The sequence below is a fragment of the Marinobacter iranensis genome (assembly GCF_029207565.1).
Classification (GTDB): domain Bacteria; phylum Pseudomonadota; class Gammaproteobacteria; order Pseudomonadales; family Oleiphilaceae; genus Marinobacter; species Marinobacter iranensis.
Genome location: NZ_JANCMW010000014.1, coordinates 23,008 through 40,517 on the forward strand (window position 1 = coordinate 23,008; position 17,510 = coordinate 40,517).

General features: G+C 58.8%; 14 protein-coding genes. 13 read left to right on the top strand and 1 reads right to left on the bottom strand.

The features are described 5' to 3' along the window. Positions 1-6: 6 nt before the first annotated feature. From murD to lpxC, 9 genes are all read left to right on the top strand, one after another. Positions 7-1,347 (top strand): UDP-N-acetylmuramoyl-L-alanine--D-glutamate ligase, encoded by a 1,341-nt coding sequence (gene murD / locus NLU14_RS18365; protein WP_275709290.1) that lies wholly within the window; start codon positions 7-9, stop codon positions 1,345-1,347. Continuing rightward, a complete protein-coding gene (ftsW, locus tag NLU14_RS18370; RefSeq protein WP_275709292.1) occupies positions 1,347-2,549 on the top strand; it encodes a putative lipid II flippase FtsW in 1,203 nt (400 codons plus the stop codon). Before murD ends, ftsW begins: the two co-directional genes overlap by 1 nt. Next, entirely contained in the window at positions 2,542-3,627 is a 1,086-nt protein-coding gene (gene murG / locus NLU14_RS18375) for an undecaprenyldiphospho-muramoylpentapeptide beta-N-acetylglucosaminyltransferase (protein ID WP_275709293.1), read from the top strand. Before ftsW ends, murG begins: the two co-directional genes overlap by 8 nt. Then, positions 3,620-5,065, top strand: a complete 1,446-nt coding sequence (gene murC, locus NLU14_RS18380; RefSeq protein ID WP_275709295.1) for a UDP-N-acetylmuramate--L-alanine ligase — start codon at positions 3,620-3,622, stop codon at positions 5,063-5,065. Before murG ends, murC begins: the two co-directional genes overlap by 8 nt. Continuing rightward, a complete protein-coding gene (locus NLU14_RS18385) occupies positions 5,058-6,035 on the top strand; it encodes a D-alanine--D-alanine ligase (protein ID WP_275709297.1) in 978 nt (325 codons plus the stop codon). The genes murC and NLU14_RS18385 overlap by 8 nt, the downstream gene beginning before the upstream one ends. Further along, positions 6,028-6,867, top strand: a complete 840-nt coding sequence (locus NLU14_RS18390; protein ID WP_275709299.1) for a cell division protein FtsQ/DivIB — start codon at positions 6,028-6,030, stop codon at positions 6,865-6,867. Before NLU14_RS18385 ends, NLU14_RS18390 begins: the two co-directional genes overlap by 8 nt. A 36-nt stretch (positions 6,868-6,903) precedes the next feature. After that, a complete protein-coding gene (gene ftsA / locus NLU14_RS18395; protein WP_275709301.1) occupies positions 6,904-8,139 on the top strand; it encodes a cell division protein FtsA in 1,236 nt (411 codons plus the stop codon). A gap of 100 nt (positions 8,140-8,239) precedes the next feature. Further along, positions 8,240-9,397 (top strand): cell division protein FtsZ, encoded by a 1,158-nt coding sequence (gene ftsZ / locus NLU14_RS18400; protein WP_275709303.1) that lies wholly within the window; start codon positions 8,240-8,242, stop codon positions 9,395-9,397. Between the two features lie 206 nt (positions 9,398-9,603). After that, the gene (lpxC, locus tag NLU14_RS18405; RefSeq protein WP_250091080.1) at positions 9,604-10,518 is read left to right on the top strand and encodes a UDP-3-O-acyl-N-acetylglucosamine deacetylase; all 915 of its coding nucleotides are present in this window, start codon (positions 9,604-9,606) and stop codon (positions 10,516-10,518) included. Between the two features lie 11 nt (positions 10,519-10,529). Here the strand turns inward: lpxC and NLU14_RS18410 are convergent, their stop codons facing one another. After that, the gene (locus tag NLU14_RS18410; RefSeq protein ID WP_275709306.1) at positions 10,530-10,976 is read right to left on the bottom strand and encodes a DciA family protein; all 447 of its coding nucleotides are present in this window, start codon (positions 10,974-10,976) and stop codon (positions 10,530-10,532) included. A 292-nt stretch (positions 10,977-11,268) separates the two neighbouring features. Between NLU14_RS18410 and NLU14_RS18415 the strand changes: the two genes are divergently transcribed. The 4 genes from NLU14_RS18415 (at position 11,269) to NLU14_RS18430 (ending at position 17,460) form a co-directional block, all read left to right on the top strand. Then, positions 11,269-12,222, top strand: a complete 954-nt coding sequence (locus tag NLU14_RS18415; RefSeq protein WP_275709308.1) for a M23 family metallopeptidase — start codon at positions 11,269-11,271, stop codon at positions 12,220-12,222. Positions 12,223-12,397: 175 nt separating this feature from the next. Then, entirely contained in the window at positions 12,398-15,151 is a 2,754-nt protein-coding gene (secA, locus tag NLU14_RS18420) for a preprotein translocase subunit SecA (protein WP_275709309.1), read from the top strand. A 129-nt stretch (positions 15,152-15,280) separates the two neighbouring features. Beyond that, the gene (gene argJ, locus NLU14_RS18425) at positions 15,281-16,498 is read left to right on the top strand and encodes a bifunctional glutamate N-acetyltransferase/amino-acid acetyltransferase ArgJ (protein ID WP_275709311.1); all 1,218 of its coding nucleotides are present in this window, start codon (positions 15,281-15,283) and stop codon (positions 16,496-16,498) included. A 2-nt stretch (positions 16,499-16,500) separates the two neighbouring features. Next, positions 16,501-17,460: a Nudix family hydrolase gene (locus NLU14_RS18430; protein WP_275709313.1), complete on the top strand. Its 960-nt coding sequence runs from the start codon at positions 16,501-16,503 to the stop codon at positions 17,458-17,460. Positions 17,461-17,510 lie beyond the last annotated feature (50 nt).

The window sequence follows — 17,510 nt, forward strand, 5'->3', positions numbered from 1 at the left end:
AGCACCATGGGTGTCATCGTTTCAGATCGTCGTACGCTGGTTGTAGGGCTCGGTAAAACCGGGCTCTCCTGCGTGCGCTATCTGTGCGAACAAGGCCGCGACGTGGCCGTGGCCGACAGCCGTATGGCACCTCCGGGCCTGGACGAACTCAGGGCTGGCTGGCCAGAGCTGCCCGTGTATCTCGGCGATTTCGACGGTGAGCTGTTCGCCGGCTTCAACGAACTGGTAGTCAGCCCCGGCATCAGCATTGCAGAGCCTGCTATCCGCCGCGCCGCCGAAAAAGGTGCGGTTATTCGTGGCGACGTTGATCTGTTCGCGGAAGCGGCGGAAGCACCAATCATTGCCATTACCGGCTCCAATGGTAAAACCACGGTGACCACTCTGGTGGGGGAAATGGCTCGCGCTGCCGGCCGCCATGTGGAAGTGGGTGGAAATATCGGCACCCCGGCGCTGGACCTTCTTGGTCGCGGTGCGGATCTCTACGTTCTGGAACTGTCGAGCTTTCAGCTCGAGACGACGCATGAGCTGAACGCCCTGGCCGCAACGGTGCTGAACGTCAGCGATGACCACATGGACCGCTATCCCACGAAGATGGCCTATTTCCAGGCCAAGCAGCGGATTTTCAACGGCTGTCAGAATGCCGTGGTCAACCTGGATGAAGCCCTGAGTACGCCCATGGCGCGCGACACTCTCCGGTTCCTGTGTTTCGGCTTTCATCGCGTCAACCCGGATACATTCAGTACCCGAGAGGATGATGAAGGAACCTGGATTACCTTCGGTTTCGACAATCTTTTGCTCGCGCAAGAACTTGGCCTGATGGGCAGCCACAACATCAGCAACGTGATGGCGGCGCTGGCGCTTGGGTACGCGGCGGGCTTACCAATGGATGTGATGCTGGACACAGCCCGAACGTTCCGGGGGTTGCCGCACCGTTGCGAGTTCATTCGCCGGGCTGGCGATGTGGACTACATCAATGACTCCAAAGGCACCAACGTGGGAGCTACCGTGGCCGCCGTTGAAAGCCTGGTACCGGCCGATGGAAAAATCGTCCTTATTGCCGGCGGTGAAGGTAAGGGTGCCGACTTCTCACTGCTGGCGGATCCGGTAACGGCCCATTGCCGGGCTGTCGTCCTGATTGGCGCCGATGCCGGGCTTATCGAGTCCGCCCTGGGCGACCGGGTTGAGACGGTCCATGCCGCCGACATGGGCGATGCGGTACGGAAGGCGGCGAAGCTGGCAACGCCGGGAGACCGTGTACTGTTGTCGCCGGCCTGTGCCAGTTTCGACATGTTCCGCGATTACAACGATCGTGGAGACAGTTTTCGTAAACAGGTGGAGGGGCTGTGATGCACGTTGACCTGTCGCTCCCCAACCACCAGAGCCTGTTCCGTGACCTGCGCCCGCTGCCGATGCTGATTATCAGCGCGGCTGCCTTGCTGGTGATAGGCGTCGTGATGATCTCGTCCGCGTCCATGGATATGGCAGCGGAGACCATGGGTAACAGTTACCACTATGTGATCCGGCAGCTGATTTTTGCCGGCATCGGCTGCGTGTTCGCGCTGGTTGCCGTTAACGTGCCGATCTCCTGGTGGGAGCGCAGTGGCTGGTTGCTGCTGGGGGTTGGTTTACTGTCGCTGCTTCTGGTGCTGACCCCCCTTGGTCGTACTGTGAACGGCTCCACACGGTGGATTTCGTTTGGCCTGTTCAATGTCCAGGTGTCTGAAATCGCCAAGCTCTGCCTGATCGCCTACCTCGCGGGGTATGTGGTGCGTCGTCGGGATGAATTGTTGAATACCTGGCCCGGATTTCTCAAACCCCTTGGCGTGCTTGGTATTGCTTCGGTGTTGTTGGTTATCGAGCCGGATTTCGGCGCCACAGTGGTGCTCGTGGCTGCATCAGCCGGCATGATTTTCCTCAGTGGCGTCCGGCTCAGCCGGTTTATGCCTTTGATCGGTGTGTTGGTGATAATGGGGGCGGTGTTGGTGTTCACCCAGCCCTACCGGCTGAAACGGGTTGTGAGCTACCTGGACCCCTGGAAAGACCAGTTTGACACCGGGTATCAGCTTACCCAATCGCTGATCGCGTTCGGTCGTGGCGATTGGGCAGGCACCGGTCTTGGCAATTCGGTGCAGAAGCTTTTCTATCTGCCGGAGGCCCACACCGACTTTATTTTCGCGATTATTGCCGAAGAATTCGGGTTGCTGGGGTCGTTGATTGTCCTGGGCCTGTTTACGGTGCTGGTGGTGACCGGATTCGTGATCGCCCGGAGGGCGGAGAAGGCCGGGATGCCATTTGCGGCCTGTTTCTCCTATGGCATCACACTACTGATCGGTTTGCAGGCCGGCATCAACATGGCGGTCAGTACCGGATTGCTGCCCACCAAAGGGCTGACTCTGCCCCTGGTGAGCTACGGCGGTTCAAGCCTGATGATCACCGCAGTCTGTATCGGCGTTCTGGCGCGGGTGGAAATGGAACGGCTGGACCGCGAGAAAGTGGCCAGTGAAAAGACTCGTAAACCGGCGGCCAGGGGAGGTGCGGTTTATGACTGAAAAACGGCGCTTTCTGATGATGGCCGGCGGTACCGGTGGCCACGTCTTCCCGGCCTTGGCGACGGCGAGAAAACTGCAGGAGAAAGGCCATGAGGTGTTCTGGCTGGGATCCCGTGGCGGCATGGAGGAGCGGCTGATCGGCGAGACCGACATACCGCTGTCGCTGATCCAGGTTTCAGGCCTGCGGGGCAAGGACCAGCTGGCCCTGGTGATGGCACCGTTACGGCTGATGCGTGCCTTGGGCCAGGCCTTTACCGTTGTCCGCAGGATTCGTCCTGATTGCGTAATTGGTATGGGCGGATTTGTCACCGGCCCCGGTGGTGTCTCGGCCTGGCTAACCCGGGTGCCGCTGGTAATCCATGAACAGAATGCCATCGCCGGGATGACCAACCGGATTCTGGTGCGCTTTGCCAATACTGTGCTGGAGGCCTTTCCCGGCAGTTTTGGTGCGAAAGTAGTCACCCGCTGTACCGGCAATCCGGTGAGGCAGGACCTGGCGGTATTGCCGGAGCCCGAGCAGCGAATGTCGGGCCGCTCCGGGGCGCTCAGGCTACTTGTGGTGGGTGGCAGTCTCGGCGCCCAGGTGTTTAACCGGACGCTGCCGACAGCACTGGCGAAGATGTCGGAAGCCGAGCGCCCGACGGTGCGCCATCAGTGTGGTGAGAAAAATGTTGAAGAAGCCCGTGAAGCTTATAACGAACACGGCGTGGAAGCCTCAGTGGAGCCGTTTATCAAGGATATGGCGGAGGCCTACGGTTGGGCAGACATAGTGCTTTGCCGCTCAGGCGCACTGACTGTCTCCGAACTGTGTGTTGCGGGTGTTGGCGCGGTTCTGGTGCCCTTTCCTCACGCCGTGGATGATCATCAGACAAAAAACGCACAGCAAATGGTCAATGCCAAAGGCGCCATCCTGATCCCGCAGCCAAAACTGTCGGCGGATCTGTTGGCGGAAACCCTGACGGACCTGGGAAAGGACCGTCGCCGGATTACGGATATGGCGAAGGCCGCAAAGACGCTGGCCCGCCCCGATGCAACGGAGAGAGTCGTGAATTACTGTCTGGAGGCCGCCAATGGCTGAATCCACTAATCCCCCCCTGGTCTACCAGGTGCCCGAGATGCGCCGTATCCGCAACATTCATTTTGTGGGCGTTGGCGGTGCCGGCATGAGCGGTATCGCCGAGGTGCTGAAGAACCAGGGATACGACGTTTCCGGCTCTGATATTCGCGAAAGTGCGGTGACAGACCGGCTTACCGCCATGGGTGTCACTGTGTTCATCGGGCATCGTGAGGAAAATAGCGCCAATGCGGACGTCGTTGTGGTGTCCTCGGCGGTGACGGGTGAGAACCCGGAAGTATCAGCAGCTCGCAGCCGCCGGGTACCGATTGTGCCCAGGGCGGAAATGCTGGCGGAGATCATGCGTTATCGCCATGGCATCGCCGTTGCCGGCACCCATGGAAAAACCACCACCACCAGCCTGATTGCATCGGTGCTGGGAGAGGCGGGCCTTGACCCCACATTCGTGATCGGTGGCAAGCTCAACAGTGCTGGCACCAACGCACAGCTCGGTGGTTCCCGCTATCTGGTGGCGGAGGCTGACGAAAGCGACGCGTCTTTCCTGCATCTGACGCCGGTCATCTCTGTCGTCACCAATATTGAAGCCGACCATATGGATACCTATGGCGGCGATGTGGAGCGCCTGAAGCAGACCTTCGTGGACTTCCTCCATAACCTGCCGTTCTATGGTGTTGCTGTGATGTGCGTGGATGACGACTACGTGCAGGAAATCATCCCCCGGATCTCCCGCGCCATCATTACTTATGGCATCGACAATCCGGACGCCGATTACCGGGCTGAGAGTATTAAATCCGATGGGCTCAGGACGCACTTTGTGGTTCGACGCCCGGGTGGTCGCAGTGACCTGGATGTGGAACTGAAAATGCCGGGGCGCCACAACGTGCTGAACGCGCTGGCGGCGATTGCCGTGGCCACCGACGAAGGTGTGGATGATGTTGCCATTTGCCGGGGCCTGGCTGGTTTTGCCGGCGTTGGCCGTCGCTTCCAGGTGTACGGCGACTACAAGACCCGCAAGGGAACCGTCACGCTGATCGATGACTACGGGCACCACCCCACGGAGGTGCAAGCCGTGATCCGTGCTGCCCGTGACGCCTGGCCGGATCGTCGGCTGGTGATGCTTTACCAGCCACATCGTTATAGCCGTACCCGTGATCTTTACGAGGATTTCGTGAAGGTGCTTTCGGAAGTGGATGGTTTGCTGCTTATGGACGTTTATTCAGCGGGCGAGCCGGCAATACCAGGCGCGGATGGTCGCGCATTGTGTCGCAGTATTCGTCAGCGGGGCAACGTGGAGCCGATTTTTGTCGAGGAAAACGGCGAGATTGAAAACCTGCTCGCCAACACCCTGAAAGAGGGTGACCTGCTGATTACACAGGGCGCGGGTGATATTGGTGGTGTGGCTGCGCGGCTGGCGGCAGCGGGAGTGATTGCGGATGAGTGAGGTGAGCCGGGCGGTGGATACACAAGGTTATCAGGCCGATCAGGAGATCCTGAAGGCACTCGGACGGGTGGCCGTATTCATGGGCGGTGATTCCGCCGAGCGTGAGGTCTCCCTGAAAAGTGGACAGGCGGTGCTCTCCGCATTGCTGTCTGCCGGTGTTGATGCCTATGCCGTGGATGTACGTGGTTGTCTGCTCAAGACCGTGGAAGACCCGCAGTTTGACCGGGTCTTTATTGCCCTGCATGGCCGTGGTGGGGAAGACGGCACCATTCAGGCGATTCTGTCCCAGGCGGGTATTCCGTACACCGGCAGCGAGCTTATGGCCTCTGCTCTGGCCATGGACAAGCTGCGCACCAAATACGTTTTCGAAGGCTGTGGTCTGCCAACACCGAAATTCCGCGCCATGGGGTCGGCGGATGAGGCCGGGAGCATCCTGCAGTCGCTGTCAGTGCCGCTAAGCGTTAAACCTTCGCGGGAGGGGTCCAGCATTGGTATCCGCAAGGTGAGCAATCAGCAGGAACTGGTTGAGGCATACACCGAAGCGGCGGTTCTCGACCCGTTGGTGCTGGTAGAGGAGTGGATCGAAGGGCCGGAGTTTACCGTCAGCCTGCTCCAGGACCAGGCATTGCCGGCCATCGGCCTGAGTACGGACCATGTGTTCTATGACTACGATGCCAAATACCTGGCTGACGACACCCGTTACCAAATCCCCTGTGGCCTGGACCCGGACAGCGAACTGAAGCTCCAGCATCTGGCACTGGATGCCTTCCGGGTATTGGGCTGCCGTACCTGGGGCCGGGTGGACATCATGCAGGACAGCAAAGGTGACTTCTGGTTGCTGGAAGTGAACACGGTGCCGGGCATGACCGACCACAGCCTGGTACCCATGTCGGCCAGGGCGGCCGGCATCAGTTTCGAAGAGCTGGTGGTGAGGATTCTGACAGACACGCTGGAGGCAAGCGATGCTTGACAGGCTGCTGATCCGGAGCCGGGCGGTACCGTCCGACCCGCCGAAGCGCAGGGGGGCAACTTCCCTTGGGCCGGACAGGGACCGGTTTGGTTTACTGAAAGCCGTATTGGCTGCTGTGCCTTGGGGGCAGGCAGTGATGGGCGCCGCTATTGTCCTGTTGGCGGCGCTGGTGCCCTGGGGAACCAGTGAAGTGCTGAACGCCATGGACCGACAGGTTATGGCCATCGACGTGACCGGCAAATTGGTGGGCGAAAGCCGCACCGAGCTGGAGCGAAGTGCCGGCAAGTGGATTGGCCGGAGTTTCTTCGCCACCGATCTCTCTGACATCAAGGAGAGTCTGGAGCAGCGCCCCTGGGTGGAGTCGGCGGCAGTCAAGCGCGTCTGGCCGGACCGGCTGCAGATCGAGATTCGTGAGAAAAAGCCGCTGGCTTACTGGAACAGTGATCGGCTGGTGAGCCGTAACGGCGAATTGTTTGCACCGGGTAACCCGGAAGTGGCGGGACGCCTGCCGCGACTGGCCGGCCCGGATGAGCGGGTCAAGGAAGTTATCAGCATGGCGCAGACCATGTCGGACACGCTTACTGGCCACAATCTCGGCTTTGCGGGGCTGAGCCTGGAGCAGCGCGGCGCCTGGACGCTGACCCTTGCCAACGGCATTGAAGTGGTTCTTGGGCGGGATCAGGTTGAGGAACGCTTTGAACGGTTTATCACGGTTTATCAGGAACGGCTGGCGTCGCGTTCAGACGAAGTCAGCCGGGTGGATGCCCGCTACAGCAATGGGGTGGCGGTTCAGTGGAAGCCGGCAGCAACGGCCTCGCGGACAAAATCATAGCAACGCTAAATTCAGACCTACGGTTTGGTGGAATACATGTCATCGGTTGAAACGGAAAACATGATTGTCGGCCTCGATATCGGAACCTCGAAAGTGGTTGCGATCGTCGGCAAGCGCAAAATGGACGGGACCATTGAGGTGGTGGGTATTGGCTCCCACCCATCCCGCGGGCTCAAGCGTGGCGTGGTGGTCAATATCGAAACCACGGTCCAGGCAATACAGCGTGCGGTGGAGGAAGCGGAGCTGATGGCCGGGTGCCGCATTCACTCGGTATACGCGGGTATTGCAGGCAGCCACATCAAGAGCCTGAACTCCCATGGCATTGTCGCCATCCGTGACCGGGAGGTTACCCAGGCTGATATTGACCGGGTGATTGATGCCGCCCAGGCGGTGGCGATCCCGGCGGACCAGAAAATCCTTCACATCCTGCCGCAGGAGTTTGTGATTGACAGCCAGGAAGGCATCAAGGAGCCGATGGGTATGTCCGGTGTTCGCCTGGAGGCCAAGGTACACCTGGTGACATGCGCGGTGAACGCCGCCCAGAACATTGAAAAGTGTGTCAAACGCTGCGGCCTGGAAGTGGATGACATCATCCTGGAACAGCTGGCCTCCAGCCACGCCATCCTCACCGAGGATGAGAAGGAACTGGGCGTCTGTGTGGTGGATATCGGCGGGGGTACCACGGATATCGCGGTGTTCACAGGTGGCGCCATTCGCCATACGTCGGTGATCCCCATTGCCGGTGACCAGGTCACCAATGACATTGCCATGGCCCTGCGTACACCCACGCAGAATGCCGAGGAAATCAAGATCAAGTACGCCTGTGCCCTGACACAGCTGGCCGGCGCGGACGAAACCATCAAGGTGCCCAGTGTGGGCGATCGGGCACCGCGGGATCTTTCCCGCCAGGCCCTCGCCGAGGTGGTGGAGCCGCGTTACGAAGAGCTGTTCACCCTGGTGCAGTCAGAACTCCGTCGTTCGGGATTTGAAGACCTGATCCCGGCCGGCATCGTGATTACCGGCGGTTCCTCCACCATGGAAGGGGTGGTGGAGCTGGCCGAAGAGATCTTCCACATGCCGGTAAGGCTGGCCTGTCCGCAGGCGGTCTCCGGCATGACGGAAGTGGTCAATAACCCGATCTACGCCACGGGCGTGGGGTTGCTGATCCATGGCTTCCGCCAGATGGATCTGGGGCGGGCGCCGGCGCTTAAGGGTGAAGATGCACCCTCGCTGTTTGAGCGCATGAAAGCCTGGTTTACCGGTCATTTCTGACGGCGAACCGGGGTAAGACATACACGAAGGTATCTCGAAAATCATAATCTCGAAAAATCAGTCTGGAAAAGGCTGATAAACAGCACGAAGGAGTAGGGGAATGTTTGAACTCGTCGATAATGTCCAGCAAAACGCTGTCATTAAAGTAGTTGGCGTTGGCGGTGGTGGCGGCAATGCCGTTCGCCACATGCTCAACAGTGATATCGAAGGTGTGGAGTTCATCTGCGCCAATACCGACGCCCAGGCCCTGACCGACCTGGACGCCCGCCAGATCATCCAGCTTGGTGGCAACATCACCAAGGGCCTGGGTGCCGGCGCAAATCCGGAAGTGGGGCGCCAGTCCGCCCTTGAAGACCGCGATCGCATCGCAGAGGCGCTGAAAGGGGCTGACATGGTCTTCATCACCGCCGGCATGGGTGGTGGAACCGGGACCGGGGCCGCGCCAGTAGTGGCGGAAGTGGCCCGGGAAATGGGTATCCTCACAGTTGCGGTGGTTACCAAGCCGTTCATGTTTGAAGGCGGCAAGCGCATGAGCGTTGCTGAGGCCGGCCTTAAAGAGCTGGAAGAAACCGTGGACTCGCTGATCACCATCCCCAACGAGAAGTTGCTGGCGGTGATGGGCAAGAAAACCAGCCTGCTGGACGCGTTTGCCTCGGCTAACGACGTGCTGTTGGGGGCCGTTCAGGGTATCGCCGACCTGATCACCCGCAACGGTATGATCAACGTGGACTTCGCCGACGTAAAAACGGTTATGTCCGAGATGGGCAACGCCATGATGGGCACGGCGCGTGCCACTGGCGAAAACCGGGCCCGCGAAGCCGCGGAAGCCGCTGTACGCAGTCCGCTGCTGGAAGACATCAACCTGCAGGGCGCCAAGGGTATCCTGGTCAACATCACCGCGGGGATGGATCTCAACCTGGGCGAGTTCTCCGAGGTTGGCGATATTGTTCGCGAATTCGCATCGGATTCCGCCACAGTGGTGGTTGGTACCGTGATCGATCCGGAAATGACCGACGAACTCAAGGTAACGGTGGTTGCAACCGGCCTGGGTGGCGATCGCGAGAAGCCTACCAAGGTAGTGGACAACACCCGCAGCCTTGATGGCACAACGGATTACAATCAGCTCGATCGTCCGGCTGTACTGCGTCGCAGGGCAGTAGCCCATGGCAACGTGGCGATTGATCAGAGCAAGGACAGGGAAGAGCAGGGAGTCGACTATCTCGATATTCCCGCATTCCTTCGTCGTCAGGCTGACTGATAATCTGTTGCAAATGCGTTCAAAAGTGGAACCATTTACGCTGATTGACGTGTGCTGACTATCAGCCCGGCCTTGCGCCGGTCAGCCAGTCGGGGTGTTACGAAGAGTTACGATTGGTTAAATGGTATTCAGTTTTATTTTCTGGTATTCTCCGGGCAGAATTTTGCCCAGACTATATCGCATTTATGTGACGGAAATATGTACCGATGATCAGACAACGGACACTCAAAAACACCATCCGCGCCACCGGTGTTGGCCTTCACTCAGGTGAAAAGGTTTACCTGACCCTGAAGCCCGCCCCGGTGGACTCGGGTATCGTTTTTCGACGCACTGATCTTGACCCTGTGGTCGACATCCGTGCCTGTGCGGAAAACGTTGGTGAGACCATGCTTTCCACGACACTGCTGAAAGACGGTGTCCGGGTTGCAACAGTAGAGCATTTGTTGTCAGCCATGGCTGGTCTCGGGATTGATAACTGCTTCGTCGAACTCAGCGCCGCGGAAGTGCCCATTATGGACGGCTCGGCCGGCCCATTTGTGTTCCTTCTGCAGTCTGCCGGCATTGCCGAGCAGGACGCGGCCAAGCGTTTCATTCGCATCAAGCGCGAAGTGACGGTTGAAGAAGGCGACAAGAAAGCAACCCTGCTGCCGTTCGAGGGCTTCAAGGTCAGCTTTGGCATCGACTTCGACCACCCTGTTTTCAAGGGGCGCGCCCAGACCGCAACCGTTGACTTCTCCAGTACGTCTTTCGTGAAGGAAGTCAGCCGCGCACGGACTTTCGGGTTCATGCGTGACATCGAAAAGCTGCGGGCGATGAACCTTGCGCTCGGTGGAAGCGTGGATAACGCCATCGTCGTTGATGATTACAAAATCCTCAACGAAGACGGGCTGCGTTACGACGATGAATTTGTAAAGCATAAACTGCTGGATGCCATCGGTGATCTCTACCAGTTGGGTAATAGCCTGATTGGCGAGTTCCGTGGTATTAAATCCGGACACGACCTGAACAACAAGCTGTTGCGCAAGCTCAGGGCGGAAGAGGATGCGTGGGAAGTGGTCACCTTCGACGATGAGGCCGCTGCCCCGATTTCCTACATGAAACCTGTGCTGGCGGCGGGCTGAGGCAGGACGCCTTAATCCCGGACGTGGCTTGCGAGTTTTTCGAGAACCTCGCGTAATTGTTTGTCCTTCGTGTGCCCGGCTTCCTCTTTGAGGAGTCGGGCATTTTCGTTACTGAGGGGTGTCATTTTTACCTTCGGCCGCTCGCTGAATCTTTGCGGGGCAACCTTGACCTTCAGTTTCCACACGAAACGGAACAGCTCCTGTTTGCGCAGTTCTTCCATGATTTCATGTTGGCGGAAGCGGATCTGGCTGGCGGTGGTAGCCGCAGCGGCGGAAATGATCAACTCACCCTCCCGACAACTGACGAAGCGTGTACCCTTTGCCAGGCTTTCAGGGAGCGCCGCAATAACCAGTTGCTCGGCCTGGGCATGATGCTGGGCCTTGGCCATCAGTTCCCACAGGGTTGAGGCCCTGGAGAAGCTGTCCGGAGTCAATTCGAGGTCGGTTTTCTTTTTCATGGCAATCAGTATTTCTCGACGACAACGGTAACGATTGGTTACACTTCGGCACGGTTAATAGGCAGAGCCTGTATTACACTCGTTTTACATTGTCTGGCGCGTGTATGTCCACGGGTGGCTGCTATTTTTTAAACGTAGTCGTTGCAAGGGATAGCACGTGCGTTTCCAGACGCGGTCTATGCTGCCCAGGATTGAGTAGTTGGAGAGGACCTCCGCAATCTGGCAAAGGATGCCCCGGCAGGCCCAGTCAGAACACTCGGGATGCAACACTACAGGATCAGGTTGCGTCCCCATGAAACCAGAAGACGATATGAATATTATCCTCGTTGGCAAACGCCATGGGAAATCCCGTACGGTTTCGATAAATGCCCCGGTCCTGGCAGGACTGGTGTTTACCGTGACCGCACTGTTGGTACTGGCGGGTTGGTCTGGTTACCGGGTGGCTGTGAGCCAGATTGAACCGGCCGAACCTGCTGAATCAGAACTGGTGGCAGAGTGGCAGTCCAGGCTGAGTGAGCAAAAGACTGAACTGTCCCGGATTGAACAGAATGTCCAGCAGCAGGTTGACGCCCTGACGCTGCGGCTGGGTGAGATGCAGGGGCGCCTCCTGAGGCTTGATGCTCTCGGCCAGCGCTTTCTGGAATCCGGCCTGGTGGCCAGCGATGAGTTCGACTTTGACCAGCCGGCTGCTGTTGGTGGCCCTGAGGAAAGTCTCGACGGTGACTCTTTCACGGCTCCTGAGCTGACCAATATGATTGATCAGCTCAGGAGCCGTATCGAGGACCGGGAGCAACAACTGCGCATGCTGGATATGGTCGCCTCCCGCCAGAAACTCGAAAACCAGCTTTTCGTGGAAGGTCGCCCCATTACCTGGGGGTGGCTGTCGTCGAAATATGGCTATCGTTCCGATCCTTTCACGGGCAAACGCACCTGGCATGCCGGCGTGGACCTGGCTGGCAAGGAAGGCAGCGATATCATAGCCGTTGCCGGCGGTGTGGTTACCTATGCAGATGAGCGCTATGGTTACGGCAACCTCGTTGCAGTGGATCATGGTGATGGCCTGGTAACCCGCTACGCGCATGCCAAGGCCATCAAGGTCAAGGTGGGCGATGTTGTCCAGAAGGGCCAGGTGCTGGCATTGATGGGCAGCACAGGGCGCTCTACCGGCCCTCACGTGCATTTCGAAGTTATCCGCAACGGCAAATCCGAGAACCCCGAAACCTATATCAAGCGGGCCAGCCGCTAGGCGTCTGCTGAGGCGCCTCAAAGGGCGCCTGATTTCTTCCTGTTGCCCCGGTCCGGCTATCTTTTTCCAATCTTTTCAGCGTTGTGACAGGCTTCTGTGAGGCCTGACTTTTGTACTGCCGCGAAATAAGGTTAGAATGCCGGCTTCCTCCGTTTAATCAAAGAAGCAGTGGTCTATGTTCACAAAGCTTGCAACCAAGATGTTCGGCAGTAAGAACGCCAGAGAAATCAAGCGAATGCGCAAAACCGTATCGCGTATCAACGAGCTTGAAGAGCAGTATGGCAATTTGTCCGACACAGAGTTGCAGGGTAAGACCGCAGAATTTCGCCGCCGTTACGAAGAAGGCGAGAGTCTTGATGCACTGCTTCCGGAAGCCTTTGCCACCACCAGGGAGGCAAGCCGGCGGGTGATGGGAATGCGCCATTACGACGTGCAGATGATTGGCGGTATAACGCTTCATGAAGGCCGGATTTCCGAGATGAAAACCGGCGAGGGTAAAACCCTGGTGGCAACCCTGGCCGTGTACCTGAATGCCCTCACTGGCAAAGGTGTTCATCTGGTAACCGTGAACGACTATCTGGCACGCCGGGACGCTGAGTGGATGGGAAAGCTCTACCGCTTCCTGGGTCTTCAGGTGGGTGTTGTGGCTGCGGGCCAGCCCCCGGAAGAAAAACGGGCGGCGTATCAGGCCGATATCACCTACGGCACCAATAACGAATTCGGCTTTGATTATCTGCGGGACAACATGGCGTTCAGCACTGAAGACAAGGTGCAGCGCAGCCTGCACTTCGCCATCGTGGACGAAGTGGATTCCATCCTGATTGATGAAGCCCGCACCCCGCTGATTATTTCCGGGGCAGCGGAAGACAGTTCGAAACTGTATCTGGCCATCAACGAACTGGTGCCAAGCCTTGAAGAGGGCGAAGTCAGTGAGGAAGAAGGTGAGCCCAGCGGCGATTTCACCATTGATGAGAAATCGCGCCAGGTAGAGTTGACCGAGAACGGTCACGAGAAAGTGGAAGAGCTGCTACTGGAGAGGGGGCTGCTGAAGGAAGGTGAGAGCCTCTATTCCGCCGCCAACCTCAGCCTGTTGCACCACGTCCATTCCGCCCTCAGGGCTCACCATCTGTTCCAGAAAGACGTGGACTACATCGTTCAGGGCGACCAGGTGGTGATCGTTGACGAGCACACTGGCCGTACCATGCCGGGGCGTCGCTGGAGTGAGGGCCTGCACCAGGCGATTGAGGCCAAGGAAGGTGTCCGTATCCAGGCAGAGAGCCAGACCCTGGCCTCCACCACCTTCCAGAACTATTTCCGGCTATACGACAAACTGGCCGGCATGACCGGTACCGCCGACACGGAAGCGTTCGAATTCCGCCAGATTTACGGCCTTGACGTTGTCGTTATTCCGCCCAACAAGCCGATTCAGCGGATCGACTACAACGACCTGATCTACCTGACCCAGGAAGAAAAATTCCACGCCATCATCGACGAGATCAAGGACGTTACCGCCGAGGGCCGCCCTATTCTGGTGGGTACCGCCTCCATCGAGGCGTCCGAGCTGTTGTCCATGCTGCTCAAGAAGGCGCGGATCGACCACAAGATCCTCAACGCCAAACAGCACGAAAGTGAAGCCCAGATCATCGCCCAGGCCGGCCGCCCGGGTGCGGTTACCATTGCCACCAACATGGCGGGCCGTGGTACCGACATCGTACTGGGTGGCAACTGGGAGTTTGAAGTCGCGGGTATGGAGAACCCCACGGAAGAAGAGGCAGCCCGTATCAAGGCCGAGTGGACGGAGCGTCATAACCAGGTGCTGGAGGCTGGTGGCCTGCATATAATCGGTACCGAGCGCCATGAGTCCCGCCGTATCGACAACCAGCTCCGGGGCCGTGCCGGTCGTCAGGGGGATCCTGGCTCCTCACGCTTCTTCCTGTCCCTGGAAGATAACCTGATGCGGATCTTCGCCCCGGACCGGGTAAAGAGCCTGATGCAGGCCATGGGCATGAAGAAGGGCGAGGCCATCGAACACCGCATGGTCACCAACGCCATTGAAAAATCCCAGCGCAAGGTGGAAGGCCGCAACTTTGATATGCGGAAAACCCTGCTGGAATACGATGACGTTGCCAACGACCAGCGTACGGTTATCTACGATCAGCGTAACGAGGTTATGTCCTCGGAAGACATTTCCGACATGATCAAGACCATCCGTGAAGATGTGGTGGATTCGCTGGTCAGTGAGTTCATTCCGCCCCAGAGCATGCCGGAACAATGGGATGTTGCCGGCCTGGAGAGCCAGCTTCAATCGGAAATGGCTATCAATCTTCCCATTCAGACGTGGCTGGACGAAGACAGCAAGCTTTACGAAGAGAATCTCCGTCAGCGCATTCTGGAAGAGATCGTCGCGGCGTACGAGGCCAAGGAGGAGCTGGCCGGTTCCGAGCCCATGCGCAAGTTCGAGAAGCAGGTGTTCCTGCAGGTACTCGATACCCTGTGGAAAGAACACCTCTCAAACATGGACCACCTTCGCCGTGGTATCCATCTGCGGGGGTACGCCCAGAAGAACCCCAAGCAGGAATACAAGCGCGAGGCCTTCAACCTGTTTGAAAGCATGCTTGAAACCATGAAGCGTGACGTGGTGCGGGTGCTTTCCCATGTTCGTGTGCAGAGCCGTGAAGAAATGGAAGAAGTGGAGCGTCGCCGCAAGGAAGAGCTTGAGCGCGAGCTTGCCCAGGCCCGCCTGCGCCACGACGAGACCAGCGCCACCGCCCAGCACCGGCAGGATGAAAATGCCGGTGGTTCCGGTGCCCAGCAGCCGCAGGGAACACCGGAAACCTTCGTGCGACAGGACCGGAAAGTGGGTCGTAATGAACCTTGTCCTTGCGGGTCTGGCAAGAAATACAAGCAGTGCTGCGGAAAGGTCAGCTGATTCCCTGCACTGACCAGTAGCATAATGACCCGCACCCTGATTGATTCAGGCTGCGGGTTTTTCGTTTGGTAACCGGCGTTCCGGCCGGTCTGCCGGACACAGACCGATCATGACGAAAGGAGAGTGAAGATGGCAGTTGGTCCAGGAGCCTTGCCGACATTTTATCCGGTGGCCGGTGTCGGGCTGGGTATTGGTAGCGCCGGCATCAAGAAACCGGGCAAGAAAGATCTGGTCGTTATTGAGCTGGCCCCCGGTAGCCGCGTGGCCGGAATCTTTACCCGTAACCAGTTCTGTGCGGCCCCGGTCCATGTAACCCGGAACCACCTTGCCAGTGACGCGCCACGTTACCTGTTGATCAATACCGGTAACGCCAATGCAGGCACTGGCGAACAGGGCATGAAAGATGCCCAGGCCTGCTGTCAGGCACTGGCGGACCATGCGGGTGTTGCTTCAGGCTCGGTGCTGCCGTTTTCCACCGGCGTCATTGGGGAGCCCTTGCCGGTGGCGAAGATCGTCGGAGCCCTGCCGCAGGCGCTGGCGGATGTGTCAGAATCCCACTGGGCTGAGGCCGCCTCCGGGATCATGACCACGGATACCCGCCCCAAGGGGGCGACCCGCCAGATCGACCTGGACGGCCACACCGTTTCCATCTCCGGTATCAGCAAGGGTGCTGGTATGATTCGCCCGAACATGGCCACCATGCTGGGTTTTATTGCCACCGACGCGAAGATTGCGCCGGATGTGTTGTCCTCCCTGGCCTCGGAGCTCGGTGAGAAATCCTTTAATCGCATCACCATTGACGGCGATACCTCCACCAACGACGCCTGCATGCTGATGGCCAGCGGCCAGTACAGTGGTCCGGAGATTACCGCCGACAGTCCCTGTCTGCCGACACTCAGGGACGCCCTGCGCGAGGTGTTCCTGGAGTTGGCGCATGCCATTGTCCGGGACGGCGAAGGTGCGACCAAGTTTGTGACCATTGAGGTCAGCCGCGCGGGCTCGGTACAGGAAGCGCTGGATGTGGCCTATACCGTGGCGCACTCACCGCTGGTCAAGACTGCGCTGTTTGCGTCCGACCCCAACTGGGGTCGGATACTGGCAGCGGTGGGCCGTGCGGGTGTTGAAAGGCTGGATCTCAATGCCCTGGAGATATGGCTGGGGGATGTCTGCCTGGTGCGCAACGGCGGCCGCGCCGAGGACTACAGCGAATCCCGGGGGCAGGCGGTGATGGATGGCGAGGAGATTACCATTCACATTGACCTCCGGCGTGGTGATGTCATGGAGCGGGTCTGGACCTGCGACTTCTCCCACGACTATGTGACCATCAATGCGGAGTACCGTACCTGATTATGACGGCTGTTCAGGATATTCACGTCGCGGTTGGGGTTATCTTTCGCGAGGGAAACGTGCTGATTGCCCGTCGCCCGGACCACGTCCACCAGGGTGGTCTGCTTGAGTTTCCGGGTGGCAAGGTTGAGGCCGGAGAAACGGTCCAGCAGGCGCTGGTTAGGGAGATCAGGGAAGAAACCGGGTTGCGGATACCCCCTGATACCCTTGAACCGGTCATAGAGATTCGTCATGACTACGGTGACAAGCGGGTAATTCTCGATGTCTGGGAAACGTCAACGGCCGAGGGTGAACCGGAAGGCCGCGAAGGGCAGGAAATACGCTGGCTGGATGTCCGGGAACTGGCCGATGCTGACTTCCCTGCTGCAAACCGGCCGATTATCAGGGCGTTGCGGCTGCCACGCCACTATGCCATTACCGGTTCGGCCTTAAGTGCGGAGGCTTTCCTTAAACAGGTGCAAGAGCGCGTGAAGGAGGCACCCCCTGAACTGTGCCTGCTCCGGGCGCCGGAATTCAGTGAAGAGGTCTATGTCGAGCTTGCGGACTGGTCACTGGAGGTCTGCCAGGCTAGCGAATCCGCGCTGATGCTTCATGGCGCGCCGTCGTTGCTTGAGCATTCCCCCGGGGTCTCCGGCTTGCATCTTCCCTGGCAGGAAGCGAGGCAGCACTCAGCACGGCCGGTACCCAGCGGATACCTGCTGGCGATCTCGTGCCATAACGAGGAGGAGATTGCCCACGCCGGGCAGTTACAGGCGGATTTCATTACCCTTGGTCCGGTTAAGCCCACACCCTCTCATCCCGGTGCGCCAGGGATGGGCTGGGGCCGTTTCCGGGAACTTGTTGCAGCCGCTACGGTCCCTGTTTACGCCCTGGGAGGGCTTTCTCCGCAGGACGTTGCCGAAGCCCGCCGTGCTGGCGCCCAGGGTATTGCCGGTATCAGTTTCTGGTGGCCACGGGTCTGATATTGATCAGGCCGCAGGGCTTGCGTGCTCTGGTATGATAGGCCCAATAC

Excerpts from the sequence above, each read along its gene's own strand:
- NLU14_RS18385 (WP_275709297.1), top strand. The coding sequence starts at position 5,058 with ATGAGTGAGGTGAGCCGGGCGGTGGATACACAAGGTTATCAGGCCGAT.
- ftsW (WP_275709292.1), top strand. The coding sequence starts at position 1,347 with ATGCACGTTGACCTGTCGCTCCCCAACCACCAGAGCCTGTTCCGTGAC.
- lpxC (WP_250091080.1), top strand. The coding sequence starts at position 9,604 with ATGATCAGACAACGGACACTCAAAAACACCATCCGCGCCACCGGTGTT.
- murG (WP_275709293.1), top strand. The coding sequence starts at position 2,542 with ATGACTGAAAAACGGCGCTTTCTGATGATGGCCGGCGGTACCGGTGGC.
- NLU14_RS18390 (WP_275709299.1), top strand. The coding sequence starts at position 6,028 with ATGCTTGACAGGCTGCTGATCCGGAGCCGGGCGGTACCGTCCGACCCG.
- NLU14_RS18415 (WP_275709308.1), top strand. The coding sequence starts at position 11,269 with ATGAAACCAGAAGACGATATGAATATTATCCTCGTTGGCAAACGCCAT.
- secA (WP_275709309.1), top strand. The coding sequence starts at position 12,398 with ATGTTCACAAAGCTTGCAACCAAGATGTTCGGCAGTAAGAACGCCAGA.
- NLU14_RS18430 (WP_275709313.1), top strand. The coding sequence starts at position 16,501 with ATGACGGCTGTTCAGGATATTCACGTCGCGGTTGGGGTTATCTTTCGC.
- murC (WP_275709295.1), top strand. The coding sequence starts at position 3,620 with ATGGCTGAATCCACTAATCCCCCCCTGGTCTACCAGGTGCCCGAGATG.
- argJ (WP_275709311.1), top strand. The coding sequence starts at position 15,281 with ATGGCAGTTGGTCCAGGAGCCTTGCCGACATTTTATCCGGTGGCCGGT.
- murD (WP_275709290.1), top strand. The coding sequence starts at position 7 with ATGGGTGTCATCGTTTCAGATCGTCGTACGCTGGTTGTAGGGCTCGGT.
- ftsA (WP_275709301.1), top strand. The coding sequence starts at position 6,904 with ATGTCATCGGTTGAAACGGAAAACATGATTGTCGGCCTCGATATCGGA.
- NLU14_RS18410 (WP_275709306.1), bottom strand. The coding sequence starts at position 10,976 with ATGAAAAAGAAAACCGACCTCGAATTGACTCCGGACAGCTTCTCCAGG.
- ftsZ (WP_275709303.1), top strand. The coding sequence starts at position 8,240 with ATGTTTGAACTCGTCGATAATGTCCAGCAAAACGCTGTCATTAAAGTA.